We start from the raw sequence: 1469 nt of genomic DNA on the forward strand, positions 1-1469 counted from the left end.
TGGCTTCGCTGCTGCATAAGGACCGTGTCGAGGACACCACCCTGCTCTCGGCACTCGCAGTGGTGGATGTGTCCGGTGTCGGAGTCGATTGGACACCGGTCTTCGATGGCCGTAGCGCGTCGCGGGTTCCGTTGCCCTCCTACGCTTTCCAACACCGTCGTTACTGGCTCGACACGGTAACCGCATCCGGAGACCCCGACTCGCTGGGATTGTCGGGACTCGATCATCCACTGATCGGGGCGGTGGTGGTGTCTCCGGAGACCGGGGGCGTGACCGTGACCGGCAGACTGTCGCTGCAGACTCATCCGTGGCTGGCCGACCATGCCGTGGGTGGTGTGGTGTTGCTGCCCGGGACCGGACTGGTGGAACTGGTGATCCGCGCCGGTGACGAGGTCGGATGCGGGGTGGTACGAGAACTGACGTTGGTCGCGCCCCTGACACTGCCCGCCGAGGGTGGGACCGCGCTCCAGGTCCTCGTCGGCGCGCTGGAAACCTCCGGCACTCGCACAGTGTCGGTGTACTCGCAAACCCGAGACCAGGAGTGGGTGTTGAACGCCCAAGGCCTACTCCAAACCCAGAGTTCGGTCGAAACCCTCACCTCCACAACGCCAGTGGATACGAGATTGGCGGCATGGCCACCAGCGGGCGCGGCCCACGCCGACACCGGCAGCCTCTACGAACAGCTGGCAGAAACCGGGTACGGCTACGGTCCCGCGTTCCAAGGTCTGCAATCGGTGTGGCGCGCCGAACAGGACTGGCTCGTCCAAGCCACCCTCCCCGCAACCGCCGGCGAGGCAAAACACTACGGACTACACCCAGCTCTGCTGGATTCGGTCCTGCACGCCATGACCACCGGCCACGACACCGAAACCGGCACCGGCGCGGGCCCGTTGCTGCCCTTCACATGGGAAGACGTCCAGTTGCACGCTGTCGGCGCCTCGACCGTGCACGCCAGAATCACCCCCCACGGCCACAACACGGTGCGTGTGACCGTCACCGACCCCGACGGTCAGCCGGTCCTCACCATCGGATCGCTGACCCTGCGCCCAGCACAACTGGACCAACTCGCCACCGCAGGCAGCGGAGACCCAGTGCACACCCTGCACTGGACAGCCACACCCACGCAGCCGCAGGAAGTGGCATTCGTGGAGTGGAACGACCTACAACCCGAGCCCACCGACCAACCGGTGCCACCGGTGGTGGTGCTCGACTGCCGTGACGGTGAAACCGGCACCGACGTGCTGACCAGGGCGCACACCATCAGCCATCGGGTGCTGGGTGTGTTGCAGGAGTTCTCGACTCAGCAGCGGTTCGCGTCCAGCACGCTGCTGGTCCTCACGCGCGCGGCGGTCACCACGACCGCGGGTGATCGGGTCGATCCGGCGGCGTCGGCGGTGTGGGGTTTGGTGCGTTCGGCACAGTCGGAGGAACCGGGCCGAATCCTGCTCACCGACACCGACACCGACACC

At 66.4% G+C, this 1469-nt stretch carries 1 protein-coding gene; it reads left to right on the forward strand.

What is annotated here, in order from left to right; all coding sequences use genetic code 11:
• A partial coding sequence (locus JZ792_RS41085) for a SpnB-like Rossmann fold domain-containing protein (protein ID WP_216918378.1) occupies positions 1–1469 on the forward strand: 1469 nt, incomplete at both ends.

This window comes from Nocardia noduli, assembly GCF_019038455.1.
GTDB classification, from domain to species: Bacteria; Actinomycetota; Actinomycetes; order Mycobacteriales; family Mycobacteriaceae; genus Nocardia; species Nocardia noduli.